The sequence below is a fragment of the Streptomyces cyaneofuscatus genome, assembly GCF_000718135.1.
Taxonomy (GTDB): domain Bacteria; phylum Actinomycetota; class Actinomycetes; order Streptomycetales; family Streptomycetaceae; genus Streptomyces; species Streptomyces cyaneofuscatus.
Genome location: NZ_JOEM01000017.1, coordinates 151,877 through 166,087 on the forward strand (window position 1 = coordinate 151,877; position 14,211 = coordinate 166,087).

17 protein-coding genes and 2 pseudogenes are annotated in these 14,211 nt (G+C 71.3%); 13 read left to right on the plus strand and 6 right to left on the minus strand.

The window, feature by feature from the left end:
- Positions 1–17: 17 nt before the first annotated feature.
- Together IF17_RS0126640 and IF17_RS0126645 are read right to left on the minus strand one after the other, a co-directional pair.
- Complete coding sequence (locus tag IF17_RS0126640; RefSeq protein ID WP_030570826.1) at positions 18–953, minus strand: M56 family metallopeptidase; 936 nt, start codon at positions 951–953, stop codon at positions 18–20.
- Between the two features lie 97 nt (positions 954–1,050).
- The gene (locus tag IF17_RS0126645) at positions 1,051–1,683 is read right to left on the minus strand and encodes a DUF5134 domain-containing protein (protein WP_030570830.1); all 633 of its coding nucleotides are present in this window, start codon (positions 1,681–1,683) and stop codon (positions 1,051–1,053) included.
- Between the two features lie 236 nt (positions 1,684–1,919).
- On the opposite strand from IF17_RS0126645, the gene IF17_RS0126650 reads away from it, so the two are divergent.
- The gene (locus IF17_RS0126650) at positions 1,920–2,498 is read left to right on the plus strand and encodes a GNAT family N-acetyltransferase (protein ID WP_030570833.1); all 579 of its coding nucleotides are present in this window, start codon (positions 1,920–1,922) and stop codon (positions 2,496–2,498) included.
- A gap of 202 nt (positions 2,499–2,700) precedes the next feature.
- On the opposite strand, the gene IF17_RS1000000139050 is transcribed toward IF17_RS0126650, so the two are convergent.
- Positions 2,701–3,138, minus strand: coding sequence for a hypothetical protein (locus tag IF17_RS1000000139050; RefSeq protein WP_030570836.1), 438 nt, complete (start codon positions 3,136–3,138; stop codon positions 2,701–2,703).
- Positions 3,139–3,158: 20 nt separating this feature from the next.
- On the opposite strand from IF17_RS1000000139050, the pseudogene IF17_RS1000000139925 reads away from it, so the two are divergent.
- A pseudogene (locus IF17_RS1000000139925) lies at positions 3,159–3,392 on the plus strand (hypothetical protein); the annotation flags it as partial.
- A 38-nt stretch (positions 3,393–3,430) separates the two neighbouring features.
- On the opposite strand, the gene IF17_RS1000000139930 reads toward IF17_RS1000000139925, so the two are convergent.
- Complete coding sequence (locus IF17_RS1000000139930; RefSeq protein WP_030570837.1) at positions 3,431–3,646, minus strand: hypothetical protein; 216 nt, start codon at positions 3,644–3,646, stop codon at positions 3,431–3,433.
- 34 nt (positions 3,647–3,680) lie between these two features.
- On the opposite strand from IF17_RS1000000139930, the gene IF17_RS0126665 reads away from it, so the two are divergent.
- The 4 genes from IF17_RS0126665 to IF17_RS0126680 all read left to right on the plus strand — a co-directional run bounded on the left by IF17_RS0126665 (position 3,681) and on the right by IF17_RS0126680 (position 6,808).
- The gene (locus IF17_RS0126665; RefSeq protein WP_030570840.1) at positions 3,681–4,250 is read left to right on the plus strand and encodes an AMP-binding enzyme; all 570 of its coding nucleotides are present in this window, start codon (positions 3,681–3,683) and stop codon (positions 4,248–4,250) included.
- A 1-nt stretch (position 4,251) separates the two neighbouring features.
- Complete coding sequence (locus IF17_RS0126670; RefSeq protein ID WP_030570842.1) at positions 4,252–4,767, plus strand: flavin reductase family protein; 516 nt, start codon at positions 4,252–4,254, stop codon at positions 4,765–4,767.
- A gap of 57 nt (positions 4,768–4,824) precedes the next feature.
- Positions 4,825–6,084, plus strand: coding sequence for an aspartate aminotransferase family protein (locus IF17_RS0126675; protein ID WP_030570843.1), 1,260 nt, complete (start codon positions 4,825–4,827; stop codon positions 6,082–6,084).
- Between the two features lie 67 nt (positions 6,085–6,151).
- A complete protein-coding gene (locus IF17_RS0126680; RefSeq protein WP_030570846.1) occupies positions 6,152–6,808 on the plus strand; it encodes a LysE family translocator in 657 nt (218 codons plus the stop codon).
- A 143-nt stretch (positions 6,809–6,951) separates the two neighbouring features.
- Here the strand turns inward: IF17_RS0126680 and IF17_RS0126685 are convergent, their stop codons facing one another.
- Positions 6,952–7,635, minus strand: a complete 684-nt coding sequence (locus IF17_RS0126685; RefSeq protein WP_076969013.1) for a glycerophosphodiester phosphodiesterase — start codon at positions 7,633–7,635, stop codon at positions 6,952–6,954.
- Between the two features lie 306 nt (positions 7,636–7,941).
- Between IF17_RS0126685 and IF17_RS0126690 the strand changes: the two genes are divergently transcribed.
- From IF17_RS0126690 to IF17_RS0126705, 4 genes are all read left to right on the plus strand, one after another.
- Positions 7,942–9,339, plus strand: coding sequence for a DUF6421 family protein (locus IF17_RS0126690; protein WP_030570852.1), 1,398 nt, complete (start codon positions 7,942–7,944; stop codon positions 9,337–9,339).
- Between the two features lie 26 nt (positions 9,340–9,365).
- A complete protein-coding gene (locus tag IF17_RS0126695) occupies positions 9,366–10,133 on the plus strand; it encodes an SDR family oxidoreductase (protein ID WP_030570855.1) in 768 nt (255 codons plus the stop codon).
- Positions 10,130–11,191 carry a threonine aldolase family protein gene (locus tag IF17_RS0126700; RefSeq protein WP_179115625.1) on the plus strand — a complete coding sequence of 354 codons (1,062 nt, stop codon included), beginning with the start codon at positions 10,130–10,132 and terminating at the stop codon, positions 11,189–11,191. The genes IF17_RS0126695 and IF17_RS0126700 overlap by 4 nt, the downstream gene beginning before the upstream one ends.
- Positions 11,192–11,273: 82 nt before the next feature.
- On the plus strand, positions 11,274–11,873 hold the full coding sequence (locus IF17_RS0126705) for a transglutaminase-like domain-containing protein (RefSeq protein ID WP_030570861.1): 600 nt from the start codon (positions 11,274–11,276) through the stop codon (positions 11,871–11,873).
- A 63-nt stretch (positions 11,874–11,936) separates the two neighbouring features.
- Here the strand turns inward: IF17_RS0126705 and IF17_RS0126710 are convergent, their stop codons facing one another.
- Positions 11,937–12,659, minus strand: a complete 723-nt coding sequence (locus tag IF17_RS0126710; RefSeq protein WP_030570865.1) for a lysophospholipid acyltransferase family protein — start codon at positions 12,657–12,659, stop codon at positions 11,937–11,939.
- A gap of 229 nt (positions 12,660–12,888) precedes the next feature.
- On the opposite strand from IF17_RS0126710, the gene IF17_RS0126715 reads away from it, so the two are divergent.
- From IF17_RS0126715 to IF17_RS1000000138720, 3 genes and pseudogenes are all read left to right on the plus strand, one after another.
- Positions 12,889–13,215, plus strand: coding sequence for a thioredoxin family protein (locus IF17_RS0126715; RefSeq protein ID WP_018515860.1), 327 nt, complete (start codon positions 12,889–12,891; stop codon positions 13,213–13,215).
- Between the two features lie 196 nt (positions 13,216–13,411).
- Positions 13,412–13,918, plus strand: a complete 507-nt coding sequence (locus tag IF17_RS0126720; protein WP_030570868.1) for a flavin reductase family protein — start codon at positions 13,412–13,414, stop codon at positions 13,916–13,918.
- Between the two features lie 206 nt (positions 13,919–14,124).
- A pseudogene (locus IF17_RS1000000138720) lies at positions 14,125–14,211 on the plus strand (electron transfer flavoprotein subunit beta); the annotation flags it as partial.

Here is a 14,211-nt window from a genome sequence, read left to right on the forward strand (position 1 = left end):
ACACCACCGCCGGGTGGCTAACCCAGAGCGCGAAGTCCCGGAACGAAGGCCACCACGAGCGGGACGACCGGGACCAGTGCGGCCGCCGCCGTCAGACGCAGCCGGCGGCCCGCCGTCAGCCGGTCCACCGGGGCCAGCAACCGGTTGACGCGCAGCGGGACTTGGGCGTCCGGGGTGGGGCAGGGACCGAAGACCCCACGGTCCTCGTTCAGCCCGACGAGGGCGAGCGCGGTCGTCAGCCGGCCGAAGCGGCGTGAGGCCACGTCGTCGGCCGCCAGCTCGACGAGCCGGTGCATCTCGTCCCGGAACGCGGCGAACACCGGGACCTGCGGGAAGCCGATGGCCAGCGCCGAGGAGCAGTGCAGCAGCCAGTCGTGCCGGGCCTGCGCGTGGCCCTGCTCATGGGCGAGCACGGCATCCAGCTGACGGCCCTTCAGCCGTCCCAGGGCAGCGGTGGTGATGACCAGCTGGGGCGCCGAACCGGGCAGCCACCAGGCGTCCGGGCGCTCGCCCTCCAGCACCACGAGGCGGTCGGCGCCGGGCTCCTCGCCCGGCAGCAGCGGGGAGCGGACCAGCAGTTCCGCCCGGCGCTGCTTGCGGCGCCGCCGCGCGCGCCGGATCTCCCGCAGGAGCATGGCGCCGCTCCACAGGCCGCCCAGCGCCAGCAGCACCGCGATGACCGCCGACCAGGGCCCGTACGCGGCCAGGGCGTACGCCTCGACCACGGCGTGCGGAGCGGGGGCGAAGACATGGCCGCGTACCGCCTGCCAGGCGGCGGCCGCGCTGAACGTCATGGAGAGCGCGAACGACACGAGCACCCCGGCCACCACGCACTGCCACACCCACAGCGCCACCACCGGTTCGCGCTCCGGCCACCGGGCCCGGGCCATCAGGCGCGGGGTCACCAGAGCGGTCAGTGCACCGAGCAGCAGCAGCGCGAGGGAGACCAGCATGGCGCCAGCCTATGAGGGGCGGACGATCCGGGGGTATGGCTGCGCCCGGCAAGTGACGCAGACCACGGTTTGGAGGGCCTCTGTCTCGCGATCTGTCTCACAGAGTGAGAAGCATGGCGAACATGGCGATGCCCATGGTCAGTCGGCAGGCCATCGTCAGCTCGGTCCCCCCGCCCGCCGCGACGCCCGAGACGCCACCCCCGAGGCCGCCCCCACCGCCCCGTACGACGCCCTCCGTGCTGCCGCCCGCGAAGCTCGCGACGCCCGTCCCCGCCGGTATGAGGTGCCCGGCGGAGCGCAGCACGTACAGCGCGTAGTAGAGGAGCAGCACCCCTGTCAGCACCGGGACGCCCCCGGCGCCTCCCGCCGCCGCTCCGTGCCCGGCGTGCCCGCCCGCGCCCGCCGCCCCCGGCGCCATCGTCACCGCCATGTAGACCATCGCCAGCGAGCCGACCAGATGGTGCAGATGGTGGGCGCCGCGCCGCGCCGACCGGAGCGCCCGCAGAGCGGCGGCGCCGAACACGGCTCCGTACACCGCCCAGGCCCACTCCGGGAGCGTCAGCACCGCGGCCGGTACGGCCATCGCCGCCATGCCGAAACCCATCAGCGCCTCGCCGCGCGCGGTGCTGCGCTCCTGAGGGGTGCCGGTGCGGGTGCGCAGCAGGCAGTAGGCACCGCTCACCGCGCACAACGCCAGCAGCAGCCAGCCGGCCAGGGCCCCTCCGTGCACGGCGAACCTCCTCCTCGGACGTACGGCCGGTGCGGTGGCGTACAGCGGCGTACGGCACCGCTGTAGTCGATGCCCAGGCCCGGGCCGCCGAACCCGGCGCGCGGGGGCGTGAAGGGGGTGCGCCGGGGTCCGGAAGGGGCGCTCCGGGTCGCGTTACTCTCGACCCGGACGTGTGCGCGGCACGCAGAGAGCAGCAGAGCACACGCAGAGAGCAGCAGAGAACGGAGCCTTCCACCATGGACACCGCCACGCCCCCCGGCTCGGCCCGCCTGACCTTCCGCGACGCGACCGACGCGGACACGCCTGCGCTGGTGGCCCTCATCGAGTCCGCCTACCGCGGCGACTCCAGCCGCACCGGCTGGACCACCGAGGCCGATCTCCTGGAGGGGCAGCGGACCGACGAGGAGGGCGTGCGCGCGGTCATCAACGCTCCGGCGGGCCGGCTGCTGGCGGTCGAGCGCGACGGCGGGCTGATCGCCTGCTGCCAGCTCGAACACCGTGGCGACGCGGCGTACTTCGGGATGTTCGCGGTCCGCCCCGGCGCCCAGGGCGGTGGCCTGGGCAAGGTGATCATCGCCGAGGCGGAGCGCACGGCCCGGGAGAGCTGGGGCGTGGCCGAGATGCACATGACGGTGATCTCGGCGCGCGAGGACCTGATCGCCTGGTACGAGCGGCGCGGCTACCGGCGCACGGGACAGTTCACGCCGTTCCCGTACGGCGACGAGCGCTTCGGCATCCCGCAACGCGACGACCTGGCCTTTGAACTCCTGGTCAAGAACATCGAGGACCGCCAGGGGGTGTCCGGAGGATCTTGACCGGGTCCGCGACGCCTGGCGCTACCCCAAGCTCTCGGCCTCGCTCGAGCAGGGGAGACCCCATCCCTCGCGGATCCGGGGCGGTCCCAAATGGTTCGAGCCACCAGCCGCTCGATCCGGTCCCCCATCGCACCAGTGATCACCCACCGGACGGACGCACCCGATCGGCCCACCAAGAGACACGCTTCAGGACGGGCTTCCCTCAGGCCGCAGCTGGGATGGTGTGGTCGCAGTACGGCCGAGGACTGCGTTCCTGGCGCGGGCCCCGGGTGGCGGCCCGGATACGTGAGGCGGCTGCGGCGCAATGGTAGGCATGGAAGTGCTGGACAAGGGTTTCGCGCTGAGCGGGAGTGCCTGGGGCGCCCACCAGGATCAGGTCCATGTGATGGGGCATTTGCACCGATCCATCAGGGGCGATGTGGGTGACGCGCAGCGAGCACAGCAGGCGGTCGCTCATCAGTCGCCGCAGGCGGCAGCGTATGTGGGTCTCGGGGTAGTGGACATCGACGGTGTCGTCCGTGCACGAGATGTGCTCTGCCGGATCGAGGCGCTTGTCGGTGATGATGAGAGCGAAACGCGGGGCGAGGCCGCGGACCAGCGCGAGGCGCGGCCGCTGGCGTGGGTGCGGTGGATGGGGCACGGAGTCCTCCTGGGGCGCTGGTGTCCGGGGCGCCGGGCGAGCGCCCACTCCCATACGGCACCGGCCACGGCGACCCAGCGGTCGGCGTACGGGGCGGGGCGCGGGCGGGCCCGGTCTGCGGTGGCGCGGGCCAGGGTGGCGAACGCGCCGGTGACCAGCGAGGGCCTTGGGCGTCCGCGACGGGCGGAGTTGGCGGCGAACCGCAGCACGCGAGCACCGCGTACATCCTCTTCACCTCCGGGTCCACCGGGCGTCCCAAGGGATTGGTCATCCGCCACGCCGACACCGACGCCTACCTACGCACGCTCTCGTTCACCGCGTGGATCTGCGCCTCGGGCTCGCTCAGGCCGATGAGCAGGATCTCCGCCTCCGGGTACAGGCCCGCCAGGGTGTTGCAGACCGAGCCGGCGAAGGGGTCCTGGGAGCCGTTGCTGAACAGGGCGGTGAACCCGTCGACGACGTGTGCCAGGTCGTAGATGTAGGCCGGAGTGGAAATCCCCTGCGGCACGACGGGGCACGCCGCCGACCGGGGTGAACTCCTTGTGCGCGGCCCTCAGCGGTTCCCCGGGTACCTCGACCCGGCCGACGACTCGGGCCGCTTCGTCACCGGCGAACCCGCCACCCGGCTCTCCGCCTACCAGGGCGGAACGCTGACCGGTTCCGCTTGGTACCGCACCGGAGACCGTGTCGAGCGTCGCGGCGAGGACCTGGTCCATCTGGGGCGTCTGGACAGCCAGACCAAGATCAATGGCTACCGGGTCGAGCTGGGAGAGGTCGAGGAGGCACTGCGCTCCTGCCCCGGCGTCACCGACGCCGTCGTGGTGGCCCGCACCGACCGGCCGACCCCCGTCCTCCAGGCCGCCTACACCGGCGACGCCCTCGACCCCGGGCCTCTGCTCAGGACCCTGCAGCAGCGGCTGCCCGGATACATGGTGCCGCGCACCCTGCTGCACCTGCCCGAACTGCCCCTCAACCCCAACGGCAAGACCGACCGCGCCGCCGTGCTCGCCGCCGTGGACACCGACCGGCCCGCCGTTCCGCCCGCCGACCGTCCCGGCCCTGCCGGCGCCGTCGACGCCCGCCGCACACCCCTCACGGAAGGAACCCGTTGACGTGACCGTGACCGCGACCGCGACCACCGACACCCCCGCCCGGCTGCCCGGCCGGGACGAGTTCTGCTCCGCCATGGCCCATCTGGCCACCGGCGTCGCCGTCATCACCACCGCGGGCCCCGACGGCCCGGTGGGCTGCACCGCCAACGCGGTGCTCTCGCTCTCCACCGAACCGCCCTCGCTCCTCGTCTCCCTCGCCAGCGCGGGCCGCACCGTGGCCCATGCCCGCGACCACGGGGCCTTCGCCGTCAACATCCTGAGCTGGCGCCAGCGGGAGTTGATGGGCCGTTTCGCCCGGCTGCCCGGCCCCGAACGCTTCCAAGGCGTCGACTTCCGTATCGAGGAAGGCTGCCCGGTGCTGGAGGGCACGGCCGCCGCCGTGGTCTGCCGACTCGACCAGGCCCCCACCGCGCTCGACCACACCCTGCTGATCGGCCGCGCCCTGTGGACGCGGGAGGACCCTGCCGCGCGGGCGCTCGTCCTCTACCAGCGCGGTCAGCACGCCGTGTCCGGCTGACCCCTCCCACCCGCCGACACGCCGACCCATCCACCCCCACCCTGGACAGGACGAACCATGAGCGTCTTCACCGACATGGAATCCGAGGTCCGCAGCTACAGCCGGGCCTGGCCCACCGTCTTCACCGTCGCCCGCGGCTCCGAGCTGCGCGACGAGACCGGCCGTACCTACCTCGACTTCTTCGCGGGCGCCGGCGCCCTCAACTACGGTCACAACCCGCCCGAGCTGAAGCCGGCCCTCCTGGAGTACCTCGCCGACGACGGGATCACGCACGGGCTGGACATGCACACAGCCGCCAAGGGCGTCTTCCTGGAACACCTGCGTGGCCTGGTGCTCGCCCCGCGCGGCCTGGACCACCGTGTCCAATTCCCCGGGCCCGGTGGCACCAACGCGATCGAGGCAGCGCTCAAGCTCGCCCGTAAGGTCACAGGGCGGCACAAGGTCGGCTACTTCGAACGCGGCTTCCACGGGATGACACTGGGCGCGCTCGTCGTCACAGCCAACCCGGCGAAGCGAGCCGCGGCGGGCGTCCCGCTGCCCCATGCCGTGCCGATGCCCTTCGACCACCTCGCCGACGACGACGAGCGTGCCGTCATCCGGCTCCTCCGATCCCTGGAGGAAGCCTCCGCCGACGGGCCGCTCGCCGCCGTCGTGGTGGAGACCGTGCAGGGCGAAGGCGGGATCAACCCGGCCCGTCCGGCCTGGCTGAAGGCCCTCGCCTCCTGGACCCGCGTCCACGGCACCCTGCTCGTGGTCGACGACATCCAGATGGGCTGCGGGCGCACAGGTCCGTTCTTCTCCTTCGAATCATCCGGGATCACGCCCGACATCATCTGGCTGTCCAAGTCGATCAGCGGGTACGGGATGCCCATGGCCCTCACCCTGATGCGCCCCGAGTACGACGTATGGCAGCCCGGCGAGCACAACGGCACCTTCCGGGGCTACAACCCGGCGTTCGTCACCGCCGCCCGGGCGCTGGAAGTCTTCTGGTCCGACCACGCGCTCCAGTCCAGGACCGTCACGCTGGGCGAACGGGTGCGCCGCTCGCTCACCGGGACCGCCGACCGCCACGGGCTCCCCACCCCGCGGGGACGTGGCCTGGCCTGGGGGCTGCCGCTCGAACGCCCGGCCGCGGCCCGTGCGGTGTGCGACGCCGCCTACCGGGCGGGGCTGCTGCTGGAGACGGCGGGTCCCCGGGACGAAGTGGTCAAACTCCTGCCACCGCTCACGGTGACGGACGGGGAGCTGGAGCGGGGCCTCGCGATACTCGACGAAGCCGTTGCCACCGTGGTCAGTTCCCGAGCCCTCGCGGCCTGACCGAAACCTGTCCGAAGAAGCGCGCGCCCCCCGGCTCGAACGCCGGGGGTGTATGAACGGAGAGCGGATGTCGGTCGACCTCATGGGCTTCCTCGGGGTGGTGTTAGTCGCCTACGTAGTCCCCGGCCCGGACTTCCTGGTGGTGTTCCGGTCGGCGATCGAGCATCCGGCCGAGGGGCGGGCGGCGGGGCTGGGTGCCCAGGCAGGACTGTGCGTGCACATGCTCGCCGCCGCCATCGGGCTGGCCGTGATCGCCGCCCGCTCCCCGGTGGTCTACGACACCGTCAAACTCCTGGGTGCCTTCTACCTGATCTATCTCGGGGTCCGGGCTGTGCTCACAGCCCGGCGGGCCGCCCGGGAGCGTGTCGCCGTGCGGGAGACGAAGGACGACAGCCTGCCGCTGGGAGAGCCGCAGTCCGCGGGTGCGCGGTGGCGCTCCGGCTTCGCCCAGGGGTTTCTCACCAATGTGCTCAATCCCAAGGCGGCGCTGTTCTTCCTCAGCATCCTGCCGCAGTTCGTCAATGACGCCGGCTCGATGACGGGGCAGATCTTCTTCCTCGGCATTCTGGACGTCCTGATCGGGATCCCCTACTGGTTCGCTGTAGTCGCCGTCGCCTCGCGGCTTCGTGCTCTACTGGCCCGTCCGAAGATCCAGCACCGCTGGGAGCTGGCCACCGGCTGGCTGTTCATCGCCATCGGCATCGGCGTCGCAACCGCCGCCTGAGTTCCGGTGTGACTCCCAGCCGCCGAGCGGGGTGGGGTGCCTGTCCACGGCCCGGACGGTCCCGCTCCGGCGGCGTACTGCCACCACACGTGGGCGTTCTCCTTCGCCGGCCCGCCCCGGCCCTGGGCGCACACCACGCGGCTTCAGGCGGTGAAGCGGCCCGTGCGGCGGATCTCGGGGAAGTCGGTGGTCGCCCCGTCCAGGTTCAGGGCCCGGGCCAGCCTCAGGTGGTCCTGGGTGTTCACCACCCAGCCGAGCACCTTCACGCTCTTGGCGTGCGCCTGCTCCACCACCTCCAGCGTGAGCCGGCGGATGTTCAGCGCCAGCGTCGGCGCGCCCGCCGCCTTGGCCCGCTCCACGATGTCCCCGCTCCAGCGGCTGGCGATCAGGACCGTCCGTACCCCCGGCACCAGCCGGGCGATCTCGATGACGGCCTCGTCGTGGAACGAGGAGACCTCCACCCGCCCCACCAGATCGCGGGCCAGGATCACCTCCGCCAGCGCCCGGGCCGCCGCCACGTCCTTGATCTCGGCCTGGAGCGGGGCCTTCACCGCGTCCAGGACCTCCTCGAAGACCGGGATCCGCTCGCCCTTCCCGGCGTCGAGCTCACGCAGCTCCGCCAGGGTCTTGCCGGCGATCGGCCCGGTGCCGTCGGTCGTACGGTCCACATCGGCGTCGTGCATCACGGCGAGCGCGCCGTCCTTGCTGAGGTGGAGATCCAGCTCGATGGCGTCCATCCCCGCCTCCTCCGCGCGGACGAAGGAGCGCAGGGTGTTCTCGGGCTCGACGCCCATCACTCCACGATGACCCAGGGTGAGAAAGGACAAGGCGACCTCGTTCCCGTCGGCGGCTGCCCGCCAACTGCTCCTGCCCGCAGGGAGATACGGACGCGGATCCGGCATGACGGCACCGGTGAGGGTAACGGCCGGGGCCGCGGATGTCTGCCGCCGTGCGGGCCCGGTGGGCCGGACGGCGCAAGGAGTGACGTAACTGCGCGCCTACCCGGCATACGACAGGAAAAACAGCGGTGACCATAGGGGGTCGGCAGGATAATTTTCAGGGCTTCACTTGTGTGAAGCAACCCTGCGCGGCTACGGTGGCTCCACGCGAGGTTCTCCCGTGGAGGAAGTGTTATGACGGAAATTCTTGTGCACGGTGCCGCCGAAGGCGCGATAGCTACTGCCCCGCGGGTGGTCGAGCACCCGGCGTGGCCCGCGCTCAGGGATGCCGTCGAGGAGATCCGCCCCTGGCAGTCCAAGGACGGCTCCATCGACTTCGAGGCCGAGGGCGCCCCCTCTCCGGCGACCGTCGAGCGCGTCGTCGAGCGCGTGATCGGCGCGGTGGAGGAGCTCTCCCCGCTGCTGCCGCACGACGCCGCCTACCACCGCGCGCTCGTCACCGACCTGCGCCGCTGGGCCGCCGACGGCTTCCGCGTACCCGACTTCCTGGACGCGCTGCTCGCCTTCCAGCCCGCGCGGAACCGGGTCGACGGCCTCCAGCACCTGGTCGTCTTCCCCATGTACACGCAGAACGGCAACCCGGACCGCAACTTCGAAGCCGTCGTGCTGAAGATGGTCTGGCCCGAGTGGCTCGCCGACCTCGAAGCCACCCGCTACGACAACCCGCTCTTCTGCGGGATCACCTTCGAGGACTTCACCGCCGGTTACGACACCAACTCCGCGGTCCTCTTCCCCGAGACCATCGCCGTGCGGGAGGCCCCCGAGCGCTTCAGCTGGGGCGGCATCTTCTGCGACCGCGAGGCCGCCCGCTTCCGCCGCGTCACCGAGGCCTCCGTCGAGCTGCTCGGCCTGGAGCTGCCCGAGGACATCCGGGAGATGATCGGCGACCAGACCCGGTGCGAGCAGGCCTTCGTCCTGTGGGACATGGTCCACGACCGCACCCACAGCCACGGCGACCTGCCGTTCGACCCGTTCATGATCAAGCAGCGCCAGCCGTTCTGGATGTACGGCCTGGAGGAGCTGCGCTGCGACCTCACCGCCTTCAAGGAGGCCGTGAAGCTGGAGGCCGAGGGCAACACGCACGGCCGCGACGTCCAGTACGCCGTCCTCTTCGACCGGATGTTCCGCTTCCCGGTCACCGGCGACCGCGTCCGCAACTACGACGGTCTCGGCGGCCAGCTGCTCTTCGCCTACCTCCACAAGCACGATGTCGTCCGCTGGACCGACAACACGCTGAAGATCGACTGGGAGCGTGCCCCGCAGGTCACCAACCAGCTCTGCGCCGAGATCGAGAAGCTCTACCGCGACGGCATCGACCGCCCCAAGCTGGTGCACTGGTTCGCCGCCTACGACCTGGTCTCCGAGTACCTCGCTCCGCACCCCGGATCCACCTGGGCCAAGGGTCCCGACGCCCTGGACCTCACTCAGCCCCCTCGCAAGCTCGTCGACGACGTGCTTCCGGACGAGTTTCCCCTGAGCATGTTCTATGAGGCGCTCGCCAAGAAGCTGAAGCACGTGATTGCCTCCGCCAAGGGAATTACCGCCGCGAGCGCCGAGCAGGCAGCCGCGTGAACGCATCTCCCGAGGAGACGGTGGCCATGAACGGAATCGGTAAGGGCGAGGGGACGGGCGTGCTCGAAGGTGCTGTGATCGCGGTCGCCGGAGCGGCGGGGCCCGCGGGCCGCGCGACGCTGCTGCGGCTCGCGGAGGCCGGTGCGACCGTCGTCGGCTGCGACGCCAACCCGGAGCGGCTCGCCGAGGCGGTGGACGCCGCCCGCTACGCGCACGGCGGCGCGACCGTCACCGGGGAGACCGTCGACCTGTTCGACCTCGACGCCGCCCGGGACTGGGCCAAGCGGACCGAGGCCGAGTTCGGCCGGATCGACGGCCTGGTCCACCTCGTCGGCGGCTGGCGCGGCAGCCCCAGCTTCCAGGAGACCAGCCTCGCGGACTGGGACACCCTGGAGAAGCTGCTGATCCGCACCGTCCAGTCCACTTCGCTGGCCTTCCAGGAACCCCTCCAGCGCAGCGACAAGGGCCGCTACCTCCTGATCAGCGCCGCCGGCGCCGGCAAGCCCACCGCGGGCAACGCCGCCTACTCCGCCTCCAAGGCCGCGGCCGAGGCGTGGACCCTGGCGCTCGGGGACGCCTTCCGCAAGGCGGGGGGCGAGGACGGGCCCGCGGCGGCGGCTGCGATCCTGGTGGTCAAGGCACTGGTGAACGACGCCATGCGCGCCGAGCGCCCGAATGCGAAGTTCGCGGGCTTCACCGACGTCAAGGAGCTGGCCGAGGCCATCGCCGGCGTCTGGGACAAGCCCGCCCCCGAAGTGAACGGAAAGCGCCTGTGGCTGACCCCGCAAACGTGAGGACCGACGCGCGACGCCACCACGACCCGCAGGTGCGCGGGTTCGCCAGTGACAACTACGCGGGCGCGCACCCCGAGGTTCTCGCGGCCATCGCCCTCGCCAACGGCGGCCACCAGGTCGCCTACGGCGAGGACGACTACACCGGCCACCTCCAGCGCGTCATGCACAGCCACTTCGGCCCCACCGCCGAGGCCTTCCCGGTCTTCAACGGCACGGGAGCCAACGTGGTGGCGCTCCAGGCGCTCACCGACCGCTGGGGCGCGGTGATCTGCGCCGAGTCCGCGCACATCAACGTGGACGAGGGCGGCGCGCCCGAGCGGATGGGCGGCCTCAAGCTCCTCACCGTACCCACGCCGGACGGCAAGCTCACCCCCGAGCTCATCGACCGGCAGGCGTACGGCTGGGACGACGAGCACCGGGCCATGCCGCAGGTCGTCTCGATCACCCAGAACACCGAGCTGGGCACCGTCTACACCCCCGACGAGATCCGCGCCATCTGCGACCACGCCCACGAGCGCGGCATGAAGGTGCACCTCGACGGGGCCCGGATAGCCAACGCGGCCGCCTCCCTGGACGTCCCGATGCGGACGTTCACCAACACGGTCGGCGTCGACGTCCTCTCCTTCGGCGGCACGAAGAACGGCGCCCTATTCGGCGAGGCCGTCGTCGTGCTCAACCCCGACGCGGTCCGGGCGATGAAGCACCTGCGCAAGCTCTCCATGCAGCTCGCCTCCAAGATGCGCTTCGTCTCCGTCCAGCTGGAGGCGCTGCTCGCCAAGGACCTGTGGCTGCGCAACGCCCGGCACGCCAACACCATGGCCCAGCGGCTCGCCGAGGGCGTCCGCGCCATCGACGGCGTGGAGATCCTCTACCCGGTCCAGGCCAACGCCGTCTTCGCCCGGCTGCCGCACGCCGTCAGCGAGCGGCTGCAGAAGCGCTTCCGCTTCTACTTCTGGGACGAGACCGCCGGTGACGTCCGCTGGATGTGCGCGTTCGACACCCGCGAGGACGACGTCGACGCCTTCCTCCAGGCGCTGAAGGAAGAAATGGCGCGGTAGTAGACCCCTGCGCCATGCATGAGTATGCGGCCGACCGGAAATCAATTGATTTCCGGTCGGCCGCTTCGTACGCTCCGGCACCATGGAACTGATCCAGGAGCACCAGGACATCGCCGCCTATCTGGCAGCCGACGAGGCCGTCGACCATGAGCACCCCGTCGTGAGGGAGACCGTGGCTGCCCTGACGCGTGAGGGCGACGACGCATACACATACGCCCGTACCGCCTTCGCGTACGTACGCGACACCATTCCGCACTCTGCGGACTCGGGCGATTCGCGCGTCACCTGGCGCGCCTCCGACGTCCTCGCCACCCGCAACGGCATCTGCTACGCCAAGTCCATCGCGCTCACCGCCCTGCTCCGGGCCCGCGCCATCCCGGCCGGGCTCTGCTACCAGCGGCTCACCGACGACGACGGGATGAACCCGGTCGTGCACGGACTGGTGGCGCTGCGGCTCCCCGGCCATGACCGCTGGGCCCGGGTGGATCCCCGGGGCAACAAACCGGGCGTCGACGCGCAGTTCTCCCTCGGGGCCGAGCGGCTGGCCTGGGCGGTCCGCGAGGAGATCGGCGAGGTCGACTATCCGGCGCTCCACGCCACGCCGCCCACCGAGGTCCTCCACGCGCTGCGGAACGCCCGGGACCGCGCCGAGCTCTGGCGGAACCTCCCCACCCAGCTCTGAGCCCCCCGGCGGTGCGCGCCGGAGGGCTCAGGGGTGCTCAGGGGTGCTTGGAGGGGGAGTCGGTCAGCCGAGCTCGCGTACCTGGGCCGGGGTCGGGGCCGTACCGCCGAGGTGGGCCGGGACCCACCACGTGTCACTCGCGTCCTTCGGGCGCACCGGGTAAGCCCGCTGGGCGGCCTCCAGCAGCTCCTGCACGCGCTCCCGCAGCCGCCGGGTGATCGCACCCGCGTACTGGTCGGCGGGCGCCTCCATGGGCTCGCCGACGCGGATGGTGATCGGGATGTGGCTGCGCTTGAAGTTACGCGGCCGCCCCTTGGTCCAGATCCGCTGCGTGCCCCACAGCGCCATCGGGATCAGCGGGACCCCGGCCTCCTGGGCGAGACGCGCGGCACCCGACTTGAAGCTCTTCAGCGTGAACGACTGCGAGATGGTGGCCTCGGGGAAGACGCCGACGATCTCGCCGGAGCGCAGCGACTCCAGCGCGTGAGCGTACGCGTGCTCACCCTGGTCCCGGTCGACCGGAATGTGCTTCATCCCGCGCATCAGCGGGCCGGAGACCTTGTGCCGGAAGACCGATTCCTTCGCCATGAAGCGGACGAGCCGCTTCTGCGGCAGGGCGCCGAGGCCGGTGAAGATGAAGTCGAGGTAGCTGATGTGGTTGCTGACCAGCACCGCGCCACCGGTCTTCGGGATGTGCTCCGAACCCTGAGTGTCGATCTTCAGGTCGAGCGCCTTGAACAGAGTGCGAGCGGCGCCGACGACCGGTCGATAGACGAGTTCTGCCATCTGGAGAAGACCCTTCTTCAGCGCCTGGGGAGGGTTCTCCCGGCGGAAGTTACGCAGCCGTAGGTTTTCGGCATTGTGGCGATGGTGCCCCATGCGCGGTCCCGTGGCCAGTCCCGGTGGGCCCCGGCCGCGAGATTCTCGTCACGTGCGCGCCGCCTCCAAGCTGCGGGAATGTCCAGCGGCCGGCCGGTGCTGACTCCTTGCGAAGAGCTCTGATCAGGAGGCGACAGTGGACGGCGGAACACCCGGGCAGCGGCTCGACGCGGCCCAACTCGGCGCGGAACTGGGGGAACGGGCGACACTCGTCCAGTTCTCCACCGCCTTCTGCCAGCCGTGCCGGGCCACCCGCCGCACGCTCGCCGACGTGGCCGCCATGGTCGACGGGGTCGCGCACATCGAGATCGACGCCGAGGCGCATCTCACGCTCGTGCGGCAGCTCGACATCACAAAGACGCCCACCGTGCTCGTGCTCGACGGCGCGGGCCAGGTGGTCCGCCGTGCGTCGGGCCAACCCCGCACCGCCGATGTCGTCGCGGCGCTGGGACGGGCCATATGACGGACCGTGACGCATCTCCCACATGGCGGAACGCCCTTGACTGCACCCACCACGCATCGTCAGTCTGACGCTATGCCGCCAGAACTCCTTCTCTACGGCCGGGTCCACGTGGACCTCGTACGCCACGCGAGTGCGCGCTGTCCGGGTGCCTGAGCAACCACGGCCCCCTACGCCTCTCCCGCAGAAGGACACCTCCATGACGGCCTCACCCGAACTCGCCCCCTCCCTCACGGCATCGCCCGAGCTCCTGCGCTCCGTCTTCCGCCGCCATGCCGCGGGCGTCGCGGTGATCACCGCCGCCGGGGAGCGGCCGGTCGGATTCACCGCCACCTCGCTCAATTCCGTCGCGGCCGAGCCCCCGCTGGTCTCCTTCGGCATCGGGACGTCCTCCTCCAGCTGGCCGGTGCTGGCCGAGGCGGAGTACGTCGGCGTCCACATACTCGGCGAGCACCAGCAGGAGCTGGCCGCCACCTTCGCCCGCAGCGGCGCCGACCGTTTCGGCCCGTCCACCGACTGGAGCAGCGGCCCCGAGGGCGTCCCGCTGCTCGCCGGCGTCTCCGCCTGGCTGGTCTGCCGGGTCGTGACCCGTGTCCCGGCGGGCGACCACCGCATCGTGATCGCCGAGGCCGTGGCCGGCGACCCGTCGGGGGCCGGGCGGCCGCTGGTCTACCACCAGGGGCGGTTCACGGCTCTGCGAGACTGAGGGCGGGCAGGCGGACGCTCGCAGGGACGTTTCCTCCGTTGGCAAGGTCACAGTGCGGAGCGCTTGCTCAGGGGTAAGAGACTGGGTGTACTGGCGAGTAATATCGGCCGGGAGCCCGGTCGGCCCGACCGGAAACGGCCCTGTAAGGCGCCTATGCTGCGTGCAGCAAGGCAGCCCGGAAATGACGATGCAGTAGGAGAGCCGGCGTGAGCTTGAGGATCGTTGTCTGTGTGAAGTACGTGCCCGACGCGACCGGTGACCGGCATTTCGCCGATGACCTGACGCTGGACCGT

Excerpts from the sequence above, each read along its gene's own strand:
- IF17_RS0126705 (WP_030570861.1), top strand. The coding sequence starts at position 11,274 with ATGGAACTGATCCAGGAGCACCAGGACATCGCCGCCTATCTGGCAGCC.
- IF17_RS0126675 (WP_030570843.1), top strand. The coding sequence starts at position 4,825 with ATGAGCGTCTTCACCGACATGGAATCCGAGGTCCGCAGCTACAGCCGG.
- IF17_RS0126640 (WP_030570826.1), bottom strand. The coding sequence starts at position 953 with ATGCTGGTCTCCCTCGCGCTGCTGCTGCTCGGTGCACTGACCGCTCTG.
- IF17_RS0126680 (WP_030570846.1), top strand. The coding sequence starts at position 6,152 with ATGTCGGTCGACCTCATGGGCTTCCTCGGGGTGGTGTTAGTCGCCTAC.
- IF17_RS0126710 (WP_030570865.1), bottom strand. The coding sequence starts at position 12,659 with ATGGCAGAACTCGTCTATCGACCGGTCGTCGGCGCCGCTCGCACTCTG.
- IF17_RS0126650 (WP_030570833.1), top strand. The coding sequence starts at position 1,920 with ATGGACACCGCCACGCCCCCCGGCTCGGCCCGCCTGACCTTCCGCGAC.
- IF17_RS0126695 (WP_030570855.1), top strand. The coding sequence starts at position 9,366 with ATGAACGGAATCGGTAAGGGCGAGGGGACGGGCGTGCTCGAAGGTGCT.
- IF17_RS0126720 (WP_030570868.1), top strand. The coding sequence starts at position 13,412 with ATGACGGCCTCACCCGAACTCGCCCCCTCCCTCACGGCATCGCCCGAG.
- IF17_RS0126690 (WP_030570852.1), top strand. The coding sequence starts at position 7,942 with ATGACGGAAATTCTTGTGCACGGTGCCGCCGAAGGCGCGATAGCTACT.